Source organism: Ornithinibacillus halophilus, from assembly GCF_900129485.1.
GTDB classification, from domain to species: Bacteria; Bacillota; Bacilli; order Bacillales; family Amphibacillaceae; genus Ornithinibacillus; species Ornithinibacillus halophilus.
In genome coordinates this window covers 29,588-48,324 of the sequence record NZ_FQVW01000016.1, presented here as the reverse complement: position 1 = coordinate 48,324, position 18,737 = coordinate 29,588, and the positions used below count along the sequence as shown (strand labels likewise).

19 protein-coding genes and 2 other annotated features (1 of these 21 cut by a window edge) are annotated in these 18,737 nt (G+C 37.2%); all 19 genes read left to right on the top strand.

From position 1 onward, the window contains the following. Positions 1 to 174: a binding site (T-box leader), on the top strand (it extends 67 nt beyond the left edge of the window). Positions 175 to 259: 85 nt separating this feature from the next. The 19 genes from epsC (at position 260) to rpsG (ending at position 18,696) form a co-directional block, all read left to right on the top strand. Next, positions 260 to 928, top strand: coding sequence for a serine O-acetyltransferase EpsC (gene epsC, locus BUB12_RS08600; protein ID WP_072890053.1), 669 nt, complete (start codon positions 260 to 262; stop codon positions 926 to 928). Next, positions 909 to 2,309 (top strand): cysteine--tRNA ligase, encoded by a 1,401-nt coding sequence (cysS, locus tag BUB12_RS08595; protein ID WP_072890051.1) that lies wholly within the window; start codon positions 909 to 911, stop codon positions 2,307 to 2,309. Before epsC ends, cysS begins: the two co-directional genes overlap by 20 nt. A 3-nt stretch (positions 2,310 to 2,312) precedes the next feature. After that, entirely contained in the window at positions 2,313 to 2,702 is a 390-nt protein-coding gene (locus tag BUB12_RS08590) for a Mini-ribonuclease 3 (protein ID WP_072890049.1), read from the top strand. A gap of 36 nt (positions 2,703 to 2,738) precedes the next feature. Then, positions 2,739 to 3,482 carry a 23S rRNA (guanosine(2251)-2'-O)-methyltransferase RlmB gene (rlmB, locus tag BUB12_RS08585; protein ID WP_072890047.1) on the top strand — a complete coding sequence of 248 codons (744 nt, stop codon included), beginning with the start codon at positions 2,739 to 2,741 and terminating at the stop codon, positions 3,480 to 3,482. A 2-nt stretch (positions 3,483 to 3,484) separates the two neighbouring features. Then, positions 3,485 to 3,994, top strand: coding sequence for an NYN domain-containing protein (locus BUB12_RS08580; RefSeq protein ID WP_072890045.1), 510 nt, complete (start codon positions 3,485 to 3,487; stop codon positions 3,992 to 3,994). 203 nt (positions 3,995 to 4,197) lie between these two features. After that, on the top strand, positions 4,198 to 4,842 hold the full coding sequence (gene sigH, locus BUB12_RS08575) for an RNA polymerase sporulation sigma factor SigH (protein WP_407668440.1): 645 nt from the start codon (positions 4,198 to 4,200) through the stop codon (positions 4,840 to 4,842). Between the two features lie 90 nt (positions 4,843 to 4,932). After that, the gene (gene rpmG / locus BUB12_RS08570; RefSeq protein WP_072890041.1) at positions 4,933 to 5,079 is read left to right on the top strand and encodes a 50S ribosomal protein L33; all 147 of its coding nucleotides are present in this window, start codon (positions 4,933 to 4,935) and stop codon (positions 5,077 to 5,079) included. Between the two features lie 37 nt (positions 5,080 to 5,116). Next, positions 5,117 to 5,290: a preprotein translocase subunit SecE gene (secE, locus tag BUB12_RS08565; RefSeq protein WP_072890039.1), complete on the top strand. Its 174-nt coding sequence runs from the start codon at positions 5,117 to 5,119 to the stop codon at positions 5,288 to 5,290. 228 nt (positions 5,291 to 5,518) lie between these two features. Then, the gene (nusG, locus tag BUB12_RS08560; protein ID WP_072890037.1) at positions 5,519 to 6,052 is read left to right on the top strand and encodes a transcription termination/antitermination protein NusG; all 534 of its coding nucleotides are present in this window, start codon (positions 5,519 to 5,521) and stop codon (positions 6,050 to 6,052) included. Positions 6,053 to 6,218: 166 nt separating this feature from the next. Next, complete coding sequence (gene rplK, locus BUB12_RS08555) at positions 6,219 to 6,644, top strand: 50S ribosomal protein L11 (RefSeq protein WP_143155615.1); 426 nt, start codon at positions 6,219 to 6,221, stop codon at positions 6,642 to 6,644. A gap of 254 nt (positions 6,645 to 6,898) precedes the next feature. Next, positions 6,899 to 7,591, top strand: a complete 693-nt coding sequence (rplA, locus tag BUB12_RS08550; protein WP_072890035.1) for a 50S ribosomal protein L1 — start codon at positions 6,899 to 6,901, stop codon at positions 7,589 to 7,591. 48 nt (positions 7,592 to 7,639) lie between these two features. Continuing rightward, positions 7,640 to 7,776, top strand: a sequence feature (ribosomal protein L10 leader region). 43 nt (positions 7,777 to 7,819) lie between these two features. After that, positions 7,820 to 8,320: a 50S ribosomal protein L10 gene (gene rplJ, locus BUB12_RS08545; RefSeq protein ID WP_072890033.1), complete on the top strand. Its 501-nt coding sequence runs from the start codon at positions 7,820 to 7,822 to the stop codon at positions 8,318 to 8,320. A gap of 61 nt (positions 8,321 to 8,381) precedes the next feature. Beyond that, on the top strand, positions 8,382 to 8,747 hold the full coding sequence (gene rplL / locus BUB12_RS08540) for a 50S ribosomal protein L7/L12 (RefSeq protein WP_072890031.1): 366 nt from the start codon (positions 8,382 to 8,384) through the stop codon (positions 8,745 to 8,747). A gap of 86 nt (positions 8,748 to 8,833) precedes the next feature. Next, complete coding sequence (locus BUB12_RS08535) at positions 8,834 to 9,436, top strand: class I SAM-dependent methyltransferase (protein WP_072890029.1); 603 nt, start codon at positions 8,834 to 8,836, stop codon at positions 9,434 to 9,436. Between the two features lie 442 nt (positions 9,437 to 9,878). Further along, positions 9,879 to 13,421, top strand: coding sequence for a DNA-directed RNA polymerase subunit beta (gene rpoB / locus BUB12_RS08530; RefSeq protein WP_072890027.1), 3,543 nt, complete (start codon positions 9,879 to 9,881; stop codon positions 13,419 to 13,421). Between the two features lie 128 nt (positions 13,422 to 13,549). Further along, the gene (gene rpoC / locus BUB12_RS08525) at positions 13,550 to 17,173 is read left to right on the top strand and encodes a DNA-directed RNA polymerase subunit beta' (protein ID WP_072890025.1); all 3,624 of its coding nucleotides are present in this window, start codon (positions 13,550 to 13,552) and stop codon (positions 17,171 to 17,173) included. A 158-nt stretch (positions 17,174 to 17,331) separates the two neighbouring features. Continuing rightward, the gene (locus BUB12_RS08520; protein WP_072890023.1) at positions 17,332 to 17,583 is read left to right on the top strand and encodes a 50S ribosomal protein L7ae-like protein; all 252 of its coding nucleotides are present in this window, start codon (positions 17,332 to 17,334) and stop codon (positions 17,581 to 17,583) included. 138 nt (positions 17,584 to 17,721) lie between these two features. After that, positions 17,722 to 18,135, top strand: coding sequence for a 30S ribosomal protein S12 (rpsL, locus tag BUB12_RS08515; RefSeq protein ID WP_072890021.1), 414 nt, complete (start codon positions 17,722 to 17,724; stop codon positions 18,133 to 18,135). Positions 18,136 to 18,225: 90 nt separating this feature from the next. Next, on the top strand, positions 18,226 to 18,696 hold the full coding sequence (gene rpsG / locus BUB12_RS08510) for a 30S ribosomal protein S7 (protein ID WP_072890019.1): 471 nt from the start codon (positions 18,226 to 18,228) through the stop codon (positions 18,694 to 18,696). Positions 18,697 to 18,737: the final 41 nt, after the last annotated feature.

The following is an 18,737-nucleotide window of genomic DNA, read 5'->3' as shown; positions in this document are numbered from 1 at the left end:
AAGTGATTTTGAGGACCCTATTTTGAAGTGCCCCTTGGAGTCTGTTATGGAACATGATTGATTTTAATTAGTACATAACAGCGGTTAAGTTCTGCCGTTATCAGAACAAGAGTTGGAAGTCTATTATCATTATGGGCTTCAAACAGAGTGGAACCGCGCACTAGCGTCTCTGTGTATATATTACACAGAGACTTTTTTTGTCTCTAGTGAAATTTCTTTGCCAAAAACACCGTGCTTTTCAGCAAAAGGAGGTAATAATATGGGAGTTTTTAAACGTATGAAAGAGGATATGGATGTTGTTTTTGAACAGGATCCTGCTGCTCGTACTTATTTTGAAGTGTTTTTAACATATTCGGGTTTGCACGCAGTTTGGGCACATCGAATGGCACACGCATTTTATAAGCGCAAGTTATTTTTCTTAGCTCGTTCCATTTCACAAATTAGTCGCTTTTTTACAGGAATTGAGATTCATCCTGGTGCCAAGATTGGAAATCGACTATTTATAGACCATGGTATGGGGGTCGTAATAGGAGAAACTTGTGAGATTGGTGATAATGTTACGATCTTTCAAGGAGTAACTTTAGGTGGTACAGGAAAAGAAAAAGGAAAGCGACATCCTACGGTTGAAGATAATGCACTTATTGCCTCAGGAGCAAAGGTTCTTGGCTCTATTACTATAGGGAAAAATGCAAAGGTTGGTGCAGGTTCTGTAGTATTAAAAGATGTTCCTGATAATTCAACAGTTGTTGGAATACCGGGGAAAGTAGTTGTGCAAAATGGAGAAAAGGTAAGAAGGGACCTTGATCATCATAAGATACCTGATCCTATTGATGATAGATGTTCTAAATTACAAAAAGAAATTGATGAACTAAGAAAAGAAATTCAACGTTTAAAGGAAGGGGAACAAAATGTCGATAACCATTTATAATACATTAACTCGTGAAAAAGAAACGTTTAAACCAATAGAAGATGGTAAGGTAAGGATGTATGTGTGTGGCCCAACTGTTTATAACTTTATTCATATTGGGAATGCTAGACCTGCTATTGTATTTGATACAGTAAGAAGATACTTCGAATATAAAGGGTATACGGTAGATTATGTTCTTAATTTTACAGATGTGGATGATAAGATTATTAAGGCAGCTAATGAATTAGGAGAAGACGTTTCTGAAGTAGCTAACCGTTTCATCGATGCGTATTTAGAAGATGTTAGTGCTTTAGGTGTTAAAAAGGCAACATTTAATCCTCGTGTAACTAATACGATGGATGAAATTATTGCATTTATTCAAGAACTTATAGAAAAAGGATTTGCTTATGAAGCAGATGGTGATGTTTACTTTAGACCTCGTGCCTTTGACGGATATGGAAAGTTATCACACCAATCAATCGATGAATTACGTTCAGGTGCACGCATCCAAATCGGAGAAAAGAAAGATGACCCATTAGATTTTGCATTATGGAAAGCGGCAAAAGAGGGAGAAATTGCGTGGGATGCACCGTGGGGACAAGGACGCCCAGGTTGGCATATTGAATGCTCTGCAATGGCTAAAAAATATTTAGGAGAGACAATAGATATTCATGCCGGTGGACAGGATTTAACATTCCCACATCATGAAAATGAAATTGCTCAATCAGAAGCAAATAATGGCAAGACTTTTGCAAACTATTGGATGCATAATGGGTATATTAATATTGATAATGAAAAAATGTCCAAATCCCTTGGTAATTTTGTTTTAACAAGAGATCTATTAAAAAAACATGACCCTCAAGTAATTCGTTTCTTTATGCTCAGTGTTCAGTATCGTCATCCCATAAATTTTACAGAAGAACTATTGCAATCTACTCAAAATAGCTTGGAGCGTATAAAGACGGCATACTTTAACTTGGAACATCGAAAAAATGCTAGTACCAATTTATCAAATGATAATGACGAATGGTTGAAATCTATTGAATATTATCTACAACGATTTCAAGAAGAAATGGATGATGATTTTAATACTGCAAATTCAATCTCGGTTTTATTTGACCTTGCTAAAGAAGCTAATCTGTATTTACAATCCAATCATACATCAACAGAGGTAATAGATAAATTTCAAGAGGCAATTATTAAATTACTAGGAATTCTAGGTATAACGATTGAACATGAAAATGAATTACTAGACGATGATATCGAGGCTTTAATTGAAGAACGTAATGAAGCTAGGAAAAATCGCAACTTTGCACGTGCAGATGAGATTCGAGATATGCTGAAAGATCAAAATATTATTTTAGAAGATACTCCACAAGGCGTGCGTTGGAAAAGAGGTTGACGGATGGATTCAGACGTTAAACAGATGAAAAGTTTAGCACTTGCCTATATGGGCGATGCTGTCTATGAGGTGTTTGTACGAGAGCACTTACTAAAAACAGGACAGGTAAAACCAAATCAATTACATCGTCATGCCATTACATTTGTGTCTGCAAAAGCTCAAGCAAAAGTGATTTTATATTGGTTAGAACAAGAGTTGCTTTCTGAAGAGGAGGAGCGGATTGTTGCTAGAGGGCGAAATGCAAAATCCGGCTCCGTCCCTAAAAATACAAGTGTACAAACCTATCGTTATAGTACGGCGTTTGAAGCGCTCATCGGTTTTCATTATTTATCTAAAAATGAAGAAAGACTGACAGACCTAATGAATTGGGCTATTGAATTTCTTACGGCATAAAAGGCAACAAAAGTTTAAGTAAGGAGGGGAAATCTAGTGGAACAAGAAATCATCATAGGGAAAAATCCAGTAATTGAAGCATTGAAATCTGGTAGATCGGTTAACAAGGTACTATTATCAGAACAGTTAAATCCGAATGTTCAACGAAAGCTTGTACAACTAGGGAAATCCGCAGGTACAATTGTGCAAAAAGTACCCAAGACAAAAATTGATCGATTGAGTGATGGAAATCATCAAGGTGTAGTTGCTTACGTTGCATCTTATCAATACGCAACTATTGATGACTTATTTGCTAAAGCTGCTTTGAATGAAGAGGAACCATTTTTTATTATTTTAGATGAATTAGAAGACCCGCATAATTTAGGGTCTATTCTTCGAACGGCAGATGCTACAGGTGCGCACGGTGTGATTATTCCAAAACGGCGATCAGTTGGCTTAACGGCAACAGTAGCTAAAACAGCAGTCGGGGCATTAGAACACATACCAGTTGCAAGAGTGACAAATATAGGGACTACGATTGATGAATTAAAACAACGAAATGTTTGGGTAGTTGGAACGGAAGCGGATGCAACAGAAGACTATCGAAAGTTAGATGGAGCTATATCAATTGCATTAGTAATAGGTAATGAAGGAAAAGGTATGAGTCGATTAGTACGCGAAAAATGTGATTGGACGGTTAGTCTTCCAATGAAAGGAAAGGTATCATCTTTAAACGCATCGGTTGCCTGTAGCCTCTTGTTATATGAGGTTTATCGTAAAAGGTATCCGCTCGGTGAGTAACGATGGTAGTCTTAATTGTAGATGGTTATAACATTATTGGTGACTGGGAAGAACTAAAGTACCTTAAGGAAAAAGACATCGGTCAGGCAAGAGATCGTCTCATTGAAATGATGGCCGAATATCAGTCATTCTCAGGACAGCGAGTTATTATTGTGTTTGATGCTTACTATGTTCGTGGTATTGAAAGTAAGCTAAAGCAATATAAAGTGGAAATTATTTATACAAGAGAAAAGGAAACGGCTGATGAATGTATTGAACGTCTTGTGAAAAAGGTAAAAAACATAAAAACACAAGTATATGTTGCAACATCAGATTATGCTGAACAACGTACTATTTTTGGCCAAGGTGCATTAAGAAAATCAGCGCGTGAGTTATTAATAGAATTAGAAAATGCAAAAAGAGAAATTAAAGAAAGTGTTGAACTACATAAGAAAAGCCAACCAACAGCTAAAATACCTTTGGATAAAGATGTACTTGAGAAATTCGAAAAATGGCGAAGAGGGGAAATGTAAACGAGCCCCCCTTCGCTATTTTTATAATAAAGACTCGTATTGTGATATGTACTTCAGAAATTGCTATACATTTACAATTTGCTACATAGTTGTTTATTTTGATATGAATATTCTGTAAGTTATTGAGTTATCATTTTAGTTCATGTATAATATTGACTATATCTATATACACAACAGTGGGTCAGGGAGGCAATAAGGTGAACATCAAGCAAGTTGGGGAAGAAAAATTAGATATTAAAACGCTTGATGACGATGAAATCATAGAATTGGTTCATCAAGGTAACGGCGAGGCGTTGGATTTTTTGATAGATAAATATAAAAACTTCGTCCGTGCGAAAGCGAGAACATACTTTCTGATTGGGGCAGATAAAGAAGATATTATACAAGAAGGAATGATCGGATTATATAAAGCAATTCGAGATTATAATGGTGATAAGTTATCATCTTTTAAAGCCTTTGCTGAATTGTGTATAACCAGACAGATTATTACTGCAATTAAAACAGCAACTAGACAGAAACATATTCCATTAAATTCTTACGTTTCATTGGACAAGCCAATCTATGATGAAGAGTCAGATCGTACATTATTAGATGTTATTGCTGGTTCGAAAGCTATTGACCCTCAGGAATTGTTAGTGAATCAAGAGAATTTCGGTGATATGGAAGTTAAGTTATCTGAATTATTAAGTGAATTTGAAAGGAAAGTATTGCATTTATATTTAGATGGACGTACTTACCAAGAAATGTCGGAAGAACTAAAGCGGCATGTGAAGTCTATAGATAATGCTTTACAACGTGTTAAACGTAAATTAGAACAATTAATAGAGACAAATGAAATTAGCCTGTAAGAGCTAGTAGCATGTCCATTCACTTATTGACACTAAAGGACAACCATGCTACATTTATATGAGGAAACCCTAAAGTAGGGGTGAGAACTTATGAGTAAAAAAGTTACTTTAGCGTGTGCAGTATGTTCCAGTCGTAATTATACTACCAACAAAAACGTATCCACACAAACACGCTTGGAAGTGCGGAAATACTGTAAAACTTGTGGTAAACATACGGTGCATCGCGAAACGAAATAAACGCATTCTTCGGGCACAGTTGGGGGAGGGTACAATCATGTTTAGTTTTTTAAAAAATGTATCTAGAGAGATGAAAAAGGTTAGTTGGCCGAAAGGGAAAGAGTTAACAAGTTATACAATAACAGTTATCTCAACTGTTGCATTTGTTGCTATCTTTTTCTTTGTTATTGATCTAGGTATTACACAATTTTTAAATGTATTCTTTGAATAAATTACCATCAATTATGCTATAATGAAAAATGAATAAATAAAATTCATCTAAAAAACCCGGATTACGGGTTTTTTTAGTATTGATTTTTTGTGTGCTAAGCTGTGCAGTCTAAGTATTATAGTACGTTACTAGAATGGTTTTGCTGTTGTTAAGAGTATCGAAACGGCACATTATAATATTAAGGTACTACCTAAAGGGAGGGAAGGGCATATTATTTGTCCTGTTTAAATGGAAAAAAACTGGTATGTGGTTCATACGTATTCAGGGTATGAGAACAAAGTAAAAACAAACTTAGAGAAACGTGTAGAGACAATGGGGATGGAAGATAAGATCTTTCGTGTCATTGTTCCAGAAGATGAAGAAACAGAAATTAAAAATGGCAAGAAAAAAGTAGTAAAAAAGAAAGTGTTTCCTGGATATGTTCTAGCAGAAATGATCATGACAGATGATTCATGGTATGTTGTTCGTAATACTCCAGGAGTTACTGGGTTTATTGGTTCTAGTGGTGGAGGAACAAAACCTACTCCATTATTACCAGACGAAGTAGACACCATTCTGAAACGCATGGGTATGGATGAACCAATTGTTCATATTGATTTTGAATTAAAAGAGAATGTACGTGTTACAGATGGTCCGTTTGCAAACTTTACAGGTACAATAGAGCACATTGATATAGATAAACAAAAAATTAAAGTTCATGTGAATATGTTTGGACGAGATACTCCAGTTGAACTAGACTTTGCACAAGTAGAAAAACTTTAATCTAATCAATCATTTATAAATAACAACTTGCATTTTTTTTTGATACATGCTAAAATTCTTTTGTTATTCATGCTCCCTAATAACAGGGAGTTTGACAAATATGAGTGGGAGGGAATCTGCGAAAGATCCCTATTACCACATCACGGACTTTAAGGAGGTGTGTCTCGTGGCTAAAAAAGTTATTAAATTAGTTAAATTACAAATCCCAGCAGGTAAAGCAAATCCAGCACCACCGGTAGGACCAGCACTAGGTCAAGCAGGTGTAAATATCATGGGGTTCTGTAAAGAATTCAATGCACGTACTCAAGATCAAGCGGGTATGATCATTCCGGTTGAAATTACTGTATTTGAAGACCGTTCATTTACGTTTATTACAAAAACTCCACCTGCAGCTGTATTGCTTAAAAAAGCAGCAGGAATTGAAACTGCTTCAGGTGAGCCTAACCGTAATAAAGTTGCGACTGTTAAGCGTGACAAAGTAAAAGAAATTGCAGAAACTAAAATGCAAGACTTAAACGCCGCTGACGTAGAAGCAGCGATGCGCATGGTTGAAGGTACAGCAAGAAGTATGGGTATTACAATCGAAGACTAATACTCATGAAGGTAAAATAATGAAGGTTGCGGTAATGGAAACATTTCGCGCAACCTTTTTCAAAGAAGAATAGCACAAGTCATTACTTAATGACTTGCGCTTTTATTAATGAATAGGATTCTTCGTAGAGTCTATTCTATGGATAATCGCGTGCTTTATAAAAGCTATTGACTGCGACAGTATTTAGCTGTTTGCTAAGCTTTTATAAGTGGGAGGTATTACCGTTATAACCACAATAGAGGAGGAAATTTAAAATGGCTAAAAGAGGTAAAAGATATCAAGAAGCTGCGAAGCTAATTGATCGTTCTAAGACTTATGATATAAATGAAGCTGTTAACTTATTGCAAGAAACAGCAAAAGCAAAATTTGATGAAACAGTAGAAGTAGCTTTTCGTTTAGGTGTTGACCCTAAGAAAGCAGACCAACAAATTCGTGGGGCGATGGTATTGCCGCATGGTACTGGTAAAACACAACGTGTATTAGTGTTTGCTAAAGGTGAAAAACTTAAAGAAGCAGAAGCTGCTGGAGCAGATTATGTTGGAGATCAAGATTTAATCAATAAAATTAACCAAGGATGGTTTGATTTTGATGTGATCGTTGCAACTCCTGACATGATGGCTGAAGTTGGTAAACTTGGACGTGTTCTAGGACCGAAAGGCTTAATGCCTAACCCTAAAACCGGTACTGTGACTTTCGATGTTGAAAAAGCAGTTAAAGAAATCAAAGCTGGTAAAGTAGAATACCGTGTTGATAAATCTTCTAACGTTCATGTACCAATCGGTAAAATTTCATTCGACAATCAAAAACTAGTTGAAAACTTCGAGGCTCTTATTGAAACACTTGTGAAAGCAAAACCACAAGCTGCGAAAGGTACTTACCTACGTAATGTATCTGTTACTTCAACAATGGGACCTGGAATCAAAATCGACACATCAAATTACCGTTAATTGGTAGTTGACTTAATCGATTAGATTCGCTATACTAAGTTTTGTTGTCAAATTAAATACGTTGTACCGTAGACAGTAGGTGCTTACTAAAGCTTAATATCCTGCCGAGGTGTTTAATAATAACAAATGATAATGTTTGTTTATTTAACCCTCCATGTCTACATGGAGGGTTTTCTTATATAAACTCGAATGAACGGTATGATGGAAAATCTCACAGGAGGTGGAAAGATGTCTAAAGTGATCGAACAGAAAAAACAAGTTGTTCAAGAAATTGCTGATAAATTACGTGAAAGTCAATCAACACTATTAGTTGACTACCGTGGACTAGATGTTGCAGAAGTAACACAACTACGTAAAGAACTACGTGATGCAGGCGTTGAATTCAAAGTGTACAAAAACACTATGGCTCGCCGTGCAACTGACGATGCTAATTTATCGGAGTTAAATGAAATGTTAGTAGGACCAACAGCTATTGCTTTCAGTAATGAAGATGTAGTTGCTCCGGCTAAAATTCTTAATAACTTTGCTAAAGAACATGAAGCTTTAGAAATCAAAGCTGGTGTAATTGAAGGGAAAATTGCAACTCTTGATCAGATTAAAGAACTTGCAGATTTACCAAATTACGAAGGTATGGTTTCTATGTTACTAAGCGTACTTCAAGCACCAATCCGCAACTTTGCTTATGCAGCAAAAGCTGTATCAGAACAAAAAGAAGAACAAGATGCATAAGTTAATAAGTCAAAAACGTTTCGAAAATATAAATTACAATTAAAATTAGGAGGAAATAAACATGACTAAAGAGCAAATTATCGATGCTATTAAAGAAATGTCTGTATTAGATTTAAATGATTTAGTAAAAGCAATTGAAGAAGAATTCGGAGTAACTGCTGCAGCACCTGTTGCTGTTGCTGGTGGAGCTGCTGGTGGAGAAGCTGCTGCTGAGAAAACTGAATTTGACGTTGTACTTGAAAACGCAGGTTCATCTAAAATTAAAGTTGTTAAAGCAGTCCGTGAAATCACTGGTCTTGGCTTGAAAGATGCTAAAGAATTAGTAGATAACGCACCTAAAGCTATCAAAGAAGGCGTTGCTAAAGAAGAAGCTGAAGAAGTTAAAGCTAAACTTGAAGAAGCTGGAGCAGCTGTAGAAGTTAAGTAATAATCATTAAATAGGAGCTCGTCGTATATTTCGACGAGCTCAATATATATCCTTTCTTCTCAATACTATACAAAGTAGGTGCCCAAATGTCTGAGCATTACTTTTCACATAAACCCCAATCAAAAAGTTCACCCAAGACATGGAATTATACATTAAGAGGCAAAAACTTTATATTCACAAGTGATGTTGGTGTGTTTTCGAAAAATGAAGTAGACTTTGGCTCCAGACTGCTAATTGAAGAATTTCGTTTACCAACTACCACAGGAGACATCCTGGATATGGGTTGTGGGTATGGCCCGATTGGCATTGCTTTAGCAAGTGACTTTGCGGATAGAAATATTGTTATGGCTGATGTTAATGAACGTGCCTTACAACTAGCTGAAAAGAACGCAAAAAACAACGATGTTAAAAATACAGAGTTTATTATTAGTGATCGATTTACTAACTTAGAAAATAGAACTTTTGCTGCAATTGTAACCAATCCACCGATAAGGGCTGGAAAGAAAGTAGTGCATGAGATTTTTCAAGATAGTAGAGCTGCATTACATAATGGTGGCGAACTATGGGTTGTAATTCAAAAGAAACAAGGGGCTCCTTCAGCAAAAGCGAAATTAGAAGAGTTGTTTGAAGAGGTTAAAACAGTCGCGCGTGATAAAGGATATATTATTTTACGCGCTATTAATGTTTGACTCAGTCTCTGTAACTATGATAACATAATAAAATGCCAATATACGAAATCTCTGTCAAGAAGATTTTTTATATATTATGTATATAAGTTTAGAATGTGGGAATACTTATAGAATCGAGTTTTGCGCGATTCGTTAAGTATTGTTACTTCATTATACCATGTTTTACTAGGTAAAATACATGGAAAAGATTTGAATTGTCTATTTCTATGTAAAAATGATACCCCATAATTTTAGGGTTGGCAAGAGAAAACTTAAAACTATATCTTGTCCTTGGATCAGAGGTTCTATTCTTTGGTCTACCAAAAGAAGATTATAAGAAAAACAAAAAAAGGTGTTGCTATCTGGTAATGCCGTTGTTTTTCTAAAAATATAATAGCAATTTTTCATGTGAAATTAACTACTATTCACAACAAAAAATGCATGGATTTGAGAGGTGAAGCAGTTGACAGGTCAACTAGTTCAGTATGGACGGCACCGGCAGCGTAGAAGTTATGCGCGCATCAGTGAAGTATTAGAATTACCTAACTTAATTGAAATCCAAACCGCTTCTTATGAATGGTTCTTAGAAGAAGGTTTGCGTGAAATGTTCCAAGACATTTCACCGATTGAAGACTTTACAGGAAACTTGTCACTCGAGTTTGTTGATTACAGTTTAGGTGAACCTAAGTACCCTGTAGATGAGTCTAAAGAAAGAGATGTAACTTATAACGCTCCACTTCGTGTAAAGGTTCGTTTAATTAACAACGAAACCGGAGAAGTAAAAGAACAGGAAGTGTTTATGGGAGACTTCCCTTTAATGACAGATACAGGTACATTTGTCATCAATGGTGCAGAACGCGTCATTGTTTCCCAGTTAGTTCGTTCTCCAAGTGTTTACTTCAATGAAAAAATTGATAAAAATGGTAAACGTGGAGTAGCTGCGACTGTAATTCCCAACCGAGGTGCTTGGTTAGAATTTGAGACAGATGCAAAAGATGTTGCCTATGTTCGAATTGATCGAACGCGTAAGTTACCAATTACGGTTCTTTTACGTGCACTAGGATTTGGAACTGATCAAGAAATTATCGACCTAATTGGTGATAATGAATACCTCATTAATACATTAGAAAAAGATAATACAGAAACAACAGAAAAAGCATTGTTAGAAATATACGAGCGTTTGCGTCCTGGTGAACCACCAACAGTGGAAAATGCCAAAAGCCTGTTGATTTCACGCTTTTTTGATCCAAAACGTTATGACCTAGCACATGTGGGTCGTTACAAAATGAATAAAAAATTACACATAAAAAACCGCCTATTTAACCAAGTGTTAGCTGAACCGATTGTGGACCCTGAAACTGGTGAAGTTTTGGCAGAAAAAGGCGATAAGTTAGAACGGAAATTATTAGACAAAATTATTCCGTATCTAGAAAATAAAGAAGATATGGTTGGAGAGAAAACAATCGAACCACACGAGGGTGTGTTAGAGGACTTAATTACGCTGCAGTCTATTAAGATCGTAGATCCAACTGACCCAAGTGGAGAAAGAGAACTAAATGTAATAGGTAATGCAAATATTGAAACAGGTGTTAAAAACATTACACCTGCAGATATCCTTTCTTCAATTAGCTATTTCTTTAACCTTCTTCATAAAGTAGGAAACACAGATGATATCGATCACTTAGGAAATCGTAGACTTCGTTCTGTTGGTGAATTATTGCAGAACCAATTCCGTATTGGTCTATCTCGTATGGAACGTGTGGTACGTGAACGCATGTCTATTCAAGACACATCAAGTGTTACACCTCAACAATTGATTAATATACGTCCGGTAATTGCATCCATTAAAGAATTCTTTGGGAGTTCACAGTTATCTCAGTTTATGGATCAGACCAATCCGTTAGCAGAGTTAACTCATAAGCGACGTCTATCAGCATTAGGTCCTGGTGGGTTAACACGTGAACGTGCTGGTTTCGAAGTGCGTGATGTTCACTATTCACACTATGGTCGTATGTGTCCTATTGAAACACCTGAGGGGCCAAACATTGGTCTGATTAACTCGTTATCTAGTTATGCTAAAGTGAATAAATTTGGTTTTATCGAATCACCATACCGTCGTGTTGATCCTGAAACAGGAAAAGTAACCGCTCAGATTGATTACTTAACAGCAGACGAACAAGATAATTATGTAGTTGCTCAGGCAAACTCTGAATTAAACGAAGATGGTAGTTTTACAAATGAAGAAGTTGTAGCACGTTTTCGTGAGGAGAACATTGTTGTATCACGTGATCGAATTGACTACATGGATGTTTCACCTAAACAGGTTGTTTCTGCTGCAACAGCATGTATACCGTTCTTGGAAAACGATGACTCAAACCGTGCGTTAATGGGTGCGAATATGCAACGTCAGGCTGTTCCTCTTATGAATCCAGAATCTCCAATTGTTGGAACTGGAATGGAGTATGTTTCTGGTAAGGATTCAGGTGCTGCTGTTATTTGCCGCAACCCTGGTGTTGTGGAACGTGTAGAAGCAAAAGAAGTTCATGTTCGTCGCATTACAGAAGTTGACGGAAAAGAAGTAAAAGGTGACTTGGACCGTTATAAATTGCAGAAATTTATCCGTTCGAACCAAGGGACTTGCTATAACCAACGTCCGATTGTTAGCGAGGGTGACCGTGTTACAAAAGGTGAAATTCTAGCTGATGGTCCTTCAATGGAAAAAGGTGAACTTGCTCTTGGTCGTAATGTTCTTGTTGGTTTCATGACCTGGGAAGGTTATAACTACGAGGATGCGATCATTATGAGTGAAAGACTTGTTAAAGATGATGTATATACATCCATTCACATTGAAGAATATGAGTCGGAAGCAAGGGATACTAAATTAGGACCTGAAGAAATCACTCGTGACATTCCGAATGTTGGAGAAGACGCACTGAAAAATCTAAATGAGCAAGGTATTATTCGCGTCGGTGCAGAAGTAACAGATGGGGATATCCTTGTGGGTAAAGTTACTCCAAAAGGTGTTACAGAACTATCTGCAGAAGAAAGACTTTTACACGCTATTTTTGGTGAAAAGGCACGTGAAGTAAGGGATACGTCATTACGTGTTCCACATGGTGCTGGTGGTATTGTGTTAGATGTAAAAGTATTTAACAGAGAAGACGGAGATGAATTACCTCCTGGTGTTAATGAACTTGTTCGTGTTTATATCGTTCAAAAACGTAAAATACACGAAGGGGATAAAATGGCAGGACGTCACGGGAATAAAGGGGTAATTTCAAGAATTTTACCTGAAGAAGATATGCCTTTCCTTCCTGATGGCACTCCAATCGATATCATGCTTAACCCATTAGGGGTACCATCTCGTATGAATATCGGACAGGTGTTTGAGTTGCACCTAGGTATGGCTGCTAGACAGTTAGGTATTCATATCGCAACACCGGTATTTGATGGTGCAAGAGAAGAAGATGTATGGGATACATTGGAAGAAGCGGGAATGGCACGTGATGCTAAAACGGTTCTTTACGATGGAAGAACAGGAGAACCGTTTGATAACCGTGTTTCTGTTGGTGTTATGTATATGATTAAACTAGCGCACATGGTTGATGACAAACTTCACGCTCGTTCTACTGGACCATACTCATTAGTAACTCAACAACCACTTGGTGGTAAAGCGCAGTTCGGTGGACAGCGTTTTGGTGAGATGGAGGTTTGGGCACTTGAAGCATATGGTGCAGCATACACCTTACAAGAAATACTAACCGTTAAATCAGATGATGTGGTTGGTCGTGTGAAAACATACGAAGCTATTGTTAAAGGTGAAAATGTACCAGAAGCGGGTGTGCCTGAGTCATTTAAAGTTCTTATCAAGGAGCTGCAAAGTCTTGGTATGGATGTGAAGATCTTATCTAGTGATGAGTCTGAAATTGAAATGCGTGACTTAGAAGAAGAAGAAACACAAGCGGCAAGTAAATTAAACATTGAAGTTGAAGAAAAACAACAATAACCAATAAACTATGGAGGAATTGGCTAGTGAACTAGACTAGCTAATTCCGTCACCATAGTTAATATAGAAACAAGTTCACATAATCGGCTAAGGTATAACAATAACGTACATTAAAGGGAGGTATACCCTTGCTAGATGTTAATAATTTTGAGTTTATGAAGATCGGCTTAGCTTCACCAGAAAAGATTCGTTCTTGGTCATATGGCGAGGTAAAAAAACCAGAAACAATTAACTACCGTACACTAAAACCTGAAAAAGACGGGTTATTTTGTGAACGGATTTTTGGCCCACAAAAAGATTGGGAATGCCACTGTGGTAAATACAAACGCGTACGATATAAAGGTGTTGTTTGTGACCGTTGTGGTGTAGAAGTTACAAAAGCAAAAGTACGTAGAGAACGTATGGGTCATATTGAATTAGCAGCCCCTGTATCTCATATTTGGTATTTTAAAGGGATTCCAAGTCGTATGGGATTAGTCTTGGATATGTCACCACGTGCGTTAGAGGAAGTAATTTACTTTGCAGCTTATGTTGTGACTGATCCAGGAAGTACTCCTTTAGAGAAAAAACAATTATTATCTGAGAAAGAATATCGTGCTTATTATGATAAATACGGTGCAACTTTTAAAGCTCAAATGGGTGCTGAAGCCATCCGTAAACTTTTACAAGATGTCGATTTAGACGGTGAAGTTGATGCTTTAAAAGAAGAATTAAAAACAGCGCAAGGACAACGTAGAACTAGAGCGATTAAACGTCTAGAAGTTCTTGAATCATTCCGTAATTCTGGTAATGAAACGTCATGGATGATTTTAGACGTTTTACCAGTTATACCACCTGAAATCAGACCGATGGTGCAATTGGATGGTGGCCGTTTTGCGACTTCAGATTTAAATGACTTGTATCGTCGTGTAATTAACCGTAACAATCGTTTGAAACGTTTATTAGACCTTGGTGCACCAAGTATTATCGTTCAAAATGAAAAACGTATGCTACAAGAAGCTGTGGATGCATTGATTGATAATGGTCGTCGTGGCCGTCCGGTTACTGGACCAGGAAACCGTCCGTTAAAATCACTTTCTCACATGTTAAAAGGGAAACAAGGTCGTTTCCGTCAAAACTTATTAGGTAAACGTGTAGATTATTCTGGTCGTTCTGTTATCGTGGTAGGTCCAAACCTTAAAATGTATCAATGTGGACTACCGAAAGAGATGGCATTAGAATTATTTAAACCGTTTATTATGAAAGAATTAGTTGAACGAGGTATTGCGCATAATATTAAATCAGCAAAAAGAAAAATTGAGCGAGTGCACCCAGATGTTTGGGGAGTATTAGAAGATGTGATTAAAGAGCACCCTGTATTACTTAACCGTGCACCTACATTACACAGATTGGGAATCCAGGCATTTGAACCAACATTAGTTGAAGGTCGTGCAATTCGTCTACACCCATTAGTGTGTACTGCGTATAACGCTGACTTCGATGGTGACCAAATGGCTGTCCACGTTCCTTTATCTGCTGAAGCGCAAGCAGAAGCTCGTATTCTTATGTTAGCAGCACAAAATATTTTGAATCCAAAAGATGGTAAACCGGTTGTTACACCTTCACAGGATATGGTTTTAGGTAACTATTACCTTACAATGGAACGCGAAGGTGCTGTTGGCGAAGGTAAAATTTTCACTGATATTAACGAAGCGTTAATATCTTATCAAAATGGGTATACCCATTTGCATACAAGAATTGCTGTTCAGGCATCTAGTGTGAATAATAGAACATTTACCGAAGAGCAACAAAATCAATTACTATTAACTACAGTTGGTAAATTAATCTTTAATGAAATCTTACCGGAGTCATTCCCTTATATAAATGAGCCGACAAAGACGAATCTTGAAGTGAGAACTCCTGAGGAATACTTTGTCCCTAGAGGTACAGACGTTAAAGAAGAATTAGCAACTCGTGAGATAATTAAGCCATTTAAAAAAGGGTTCTTGGGCGATATTATCGCTGAAGTATTCAAGCGTTTTAAAATTAGTGAAACTTCCAAAATGCTTGACCGTATGAAAGATTTAGGTTTTAGTTATTCAACTAAAGCAGGTATGACTGTTGGTGTATCAGATATCGTTGTTTTAGCTGAGAAAGAGAAAATACTTGAAGAAGCACAGGAAAAGGTTGATAAGGTATTAAAACAGTTCCGTCGTGGTTTGATAACAGAAGAAGAGCGTTATGATCGAGTTATTGCAATCTGGTCTCAAGCTAAAGATACGATTCAAGATAAACTAATGCAATCATTAGATAACCGAAATCCTATCTTTATGATGAGTGATTCTGGTGCAAGGGGTAACGCATCAAACTTCACTCAGTTAGCTGGTATGCGTGGTCTAATGGCCAACCCGGCTGGGCGTATTATTGAATTACCGATCAAATCAAGTTTCCGTGAAGGTCTAACAGTATTAGAGTACTTTATCTCCACTCACGGTGCTCGTAAAGGACTTGCAGATACAGCACTTAAAACTGCTGACTCTGGTTATCTAACGCGTAGACTTGTTGATGTTGCTCAAGATGTTATCGTACGTGAAACAGATTGTGGAACAGACCGTGGTCTAACAGTAGCAGCATTAACTGATGGATCAGAAATGATAGAACCATTAATCGACCGTTTAATCGGACGTACTGCATTTGAAACTGTTCGTCATCCTGAAACCAATGAAGTTATTGTTGAGTTTGATGAGGTTATTTCAGAAGACCAAGCAAAACATATTGAAGATGCAGGAATTGAAGAAGTCAAAATTCGAACTGTGTTCACATGTAATACCAAACATGGCGTATGTAAAAAATGTTATGGCCGTAACCTAGCTACCGGTTCTGAAGTTGAAGTAGGTGAAGCAGTAGGTATTATCGCTGCACAATCTATTGGAGAGCCTGGTACACAGCTTACTATGCGTACATTCCACACAGGTGGTGTTGCAGGGGATGATATTACACAAGGTCTTCCTCGTATTCAAGAGTTGTTTGAAGCACGAAACCCTAAAGGGCAAGCTGTAATTAGTGAAATTCACGGAACAGTACATGAAATTCATGAAGTAAAAGATAAACAAGAAATCGTTGTACAGGGAGATGTCGAGTCTAAATCTTACGCAGTACCTTACAACGCACGATTAAAAGTCTCTGTAGGTGATGAAGTTGTTGCAGGTCAAGAACTCACGGAAGGTTCTGTTGATCCTAAAGCATTGCTTCGTGTTCAAGGAGTACAGGGAGTTCAAGATTATCTATTACGTGAAGTACAACGCGTATACCGTATGCAAGGTGTAGAAATTGGGGATAAGCACGTAGAAGTTATGGTACGTCAAATGTTACGTAAAGTACGTGTTGTTGATGCAGGAGATACAGATGTATTACCTGGATCACTATTAGAAATTCACCAATTTAAAGATGCAAACCACCCAGTATTAAAAGAAGGCAACCAACCAGCTGTAGGTAAGCCGGTAATACTAGGTATTACAAAAGCATCACTAGAGACAGATTCGTTCTTATCTGCTGCATCGTTCCAAGAAACTACAAGAGTATTAACAGATGCTGCAATAAAAGGAAAACGTGATGAGTTATTAGGATTGAAGGAAAATGTTATTATTGGTAAACTCGTTCCAGCTGGTACTGGTATGCAACGATATAGAAAAATAGAAGTTCCGGTTGATGAAACAGTTGAAACTGAAGAAACTACTGAAGAACTAGAACATTCTGAGCAAACCGTACAATAGACTTTGGAATAAGATTAAAACCTAAATATTTCAATCCAAACAAGTAAGTATTGGAAGCACCAAAAAAATATCGAAATACAGTTGACATTAAAATGTGATTTTGATAATATATTCAAGGTGCTTCCGATTTATTCTTGTTACTTTGGAGGATATGAGAAATGTCTTATGAGAAAGTGACTCAAAATCAATCGAGATTGATTATCGGAACAAAACAAACACTTAAAGCCATGAAAAATGGTGAAATAAGTGAAGTTTACATTGCCGAAGATGCTGATAGGCATGTAACCCAAAAAGTATTAGATCTAGCTAATCAACTAGACATACCCTGTCTAGGAGTAGACTCCAAGAAAAAACTAGGAAAAGCTTGCGGAATAGACGTTAGCGCATCTACAGTTGCAATAAAAAAATAATGGTTTTGGCGAAATTTGTTCGCGAAAGCTTTGTTTTTGCCTAAAGATGAACCACCTGGATGTGTGGAATTACACAACAGGATCTCTAGTTTTTAATAATTTAATTAAATGTACTAATGAGAAGGGAGGAAAACAACAATGCCAACAATTAACCAACTAGTCCGTAAAGGTCGTGTGAGCAAAGCTCAAAAATCAAACTCACCAGCACTTAACAGAGGGTACAATAGCTTCAAAAAATCACTAACAAACGAGAATTCACCACAAAAACGTGGCGTATGTACTCGTGTTGGTACACTAACACCTAAAAAACCTAACTCAGCATTACGTAAATACGCTCGTGTGCGTTTGTCTAACAACATGGAGGTTACTGCATACATCCCAGGTATCGGTCACAACCTTCAAGAGCACAGTGTAGTATTAATCCGTGGTGGTCGTGTTAAAGACTTACCGGGTGTACGTTACCATATCGTACGTGGTGCACTTGATACTGCAGGAGTTGAAGGTCGCGCACAAGGTCGTTCTAAATACGGTACTAAGAGACCTAAAAAATAACACTTCTAGTGTTTAATAATAGAACGAGTATTTAGCAACTAGTAAGAATGAAATCTTCTTAGACAGCAATGATAGAAAGGAGGGGGACATATGCCACGTAAAGGACCAGTACCTAAACGCGATGTCTTACCAGATCCACTTTATAATTCAAAATTAGTAACACGTTTAATCAACCAAATCATGATTGATGGTAAACGTGGAAAGGCACAAAAGATTCTTTATAAAGCATTTGAACTTGTTGGTGAAAGAAGCGGACAAAATCCAATGGACGTATTCGAACAAGCAATGAAAAATGTTATGCCTGTACTTGAAGTTCGCGCAAGACGTGTTGGTGGTTCAAACTACCAAGTACCAGTTGAGGTTCGCCCTGAACGCCGTCAAGCATTAGGACTACGTTATATCGTTAATTACTCACGTTTACGCGGAGAAAAAACGATGGAAGAACGTCTAGCGAACGAGATTCTAGACGCTTCAAATAACACAGGTGCATCCGTTAAAAAACGCGAAGAAATGCACAAAATGGCAGAAGCGAACAAAGCATTCGCTCACTATCGCTGGTAGAAAAAAACAAACTAAAGTTTATAACAGGAAGGAGAAGAATA